Below are 1,763 nucleotides of genomic sequence, written 5' to 3'. Positions count from 1 at the left end.
CGCGGGCGGCCCAACGCAATCAGGCGGTTCTGGTCTTTCCGCGCCTCTTTCTGGGGCTCAAGTTTCTTTCCGCCATCGTGCCGCGTCCGATCGCGCATTTCCTTCTGCGTCGAGCAAAAGTCAAACAGACACCGCGCTGAGCGCGATTTGTCACCGGGGGTGTTGACGCAGGCCGTGTAGCCTGCGAGTGCTTTGTCACGAAACTCGGAAAAACCGTGCGGAGCGGCCCCGCCAGAGGCTGCTCCCGGCACCCTGGAGCAAGCGATGCAGGATATTGTCACTATCGATATTGGCGGAACGAACGCACGTTTTGCGATCGCCAAGGTCGATCAGGGCCGTGTTGTCGAGCTGGGCGAGGCAACAACCCTCCGTACGGCAGATCATGCAAGTCTGGCTCTTGCCTGGGAGGCTTTCGGGCGCACACTGGATCATCCTCTGCCCCGTTATGCGGGCATGGCCATTGCCTGTCCGATCCAGGGCGAAACGCTCAAGATGACCAATAACCCCTGGATCATTCAGCCGGCCATGCTGGCAGAGCGTCTGCATCTGGAGGACTTTACTCTCGTCAATGATTTTGGCGCCGTGGGTCATGCTGTGGCCCAGATCGACGACAAGTATCTTGAGCATCTGTGCGGGCCGGACCGGCCGCTCCCCACCGAAGGCACGACGACGATCGTTGGTCCGGGCACCGGCCTCGGTGCTGCCTGCCTGCTTCGCCGCAAGGGCCAGTATTTCGTCATCGAAACCGAAGGGGGGCATATCGATTTCGCGCCGCTGGACGAGTTCGAGGACAAGATCCTGCGTGCCCTGCGTCGCCGTTTCCGTCGTGTCTCGGCGGAGCGTATCGTGTCTGGACCCGGCCTGACCAATATCTATGAAACCATCACCGAAATGCAGGGCCTGCCGATCACCATGCGTGACAACAAGGCGCTTTGGGAAATGGCGATGGAGGGGCGTGATTCGATGGCGGCTGCGGCGCTCGAGCGCTTCTTCCTCTCTCTTGGTGCCGTCGCGGGGGATCTGGCCCTTGCGCATCGCGCCCAAGGTGTCGTGATTGCGGGCGGGCTCGGGCTGCGCGTGGCCGATCGCCTCCCGCATTCCGGATTTGCCGAGCGTTTTGTGGCCAAAGGCCGCTTCGAGAGCATGATGGGCGACATGCCGGTCAAGATCATCACCCATCCCCAGCCTGGTCTCTTTGGCGCCGCCGCAGCCTTTGCTTCAGACCATCCCGAGCTGTAAGGCCGGAGCCCCGTCACGCGCTCGGCCAATCACCGGTAGGCAGGGCCTGGCGGCCGTCGTGTCTGACGTGGCTCAGGCCGTGCCTGCACGGTAACCATGCGAAGCATCTGCAAGAAATACCCGGCTTAAGGCCGGGTATTTCTTTTTGTGTCGCCTCCTTTTGTGTCTTTAGTCGAACTGGACCATTCGGCGATTTATCTCGTCAACAAAATGTGCTTTTGCCTTCTGCAAGACTTTGTTTAGTGCATTCGTGATTACAGTTTTGTAATCTTGATTTATCTGGAAGCGATCGGAAAGCAGGGGCCCATATGAAACTAGATCCGACCTTTCCGGAACCCAGCGAGGCCGCACCAGCGGAGCATCGCAAGCCCTTCTGGCGCCACACCTATTTTCAGGTTCTGGCAGCGATCGTGGCGGGGTCGCTTATCGGTCACTTCGCTCCCGAGACAGGGCAGGCGCTCCGGCCCTTCGGRGACGGCTTCCTTCGTCTCGTGGAGATGATCATTCCGCCCGTCATTTTTCTT

Annotated in this window: 2 protein-coding genes; both read left to right on the top strand. The window is 60.0% G+C overall.

Going from position 1 to position 1,763, the window contains the following annotated elements; translation table 11 throughout:
- The first annotated feature begins 264 nt into the window (after nucleotides 1-264).
- Entirely contained in the window at nucleotides 265-1,239 is a 975-nt protein-coding gene (glk, locus tag C0V97_RS17430) for a glucokinase (protein WP_127102205.1), read from the top strand.
- A 308-nt stretch (nucleotides 1,240-1,547) separates the two neighbouring features.
- A partial coding sequence (locus tag C0V97_RS17425; RefSeq protein WP_127103716.1) for a cation:dicarboxylate symporter family transporter occupies nucleotides 1,548-1,763 on the top strand: 216 nt, incomplete at its 3' end.

Source organism: Asaia sp. W19, from assembly GCF_003994335.1.
Taxonomy (GTDB): Bacteria; Pseudomonadota; Alphaproteobacteria; order Acetobacterales; family Acetobacteraceae; genus Asaia.
The sequence above is the reverse complement of the archived record's forward strand: the minus strand, read 5'-3'. Positions and strand labels throughout refer to the sequence as shown.

Excerpts from the sequence above, each read along its gene's own strand:
- glk (WP_127102205.1), top strand. The coding sequence starts at position 265 with ATGCAGGATATTGTCACTATCGATATTGGCGGAACGAACGCACGTTTT.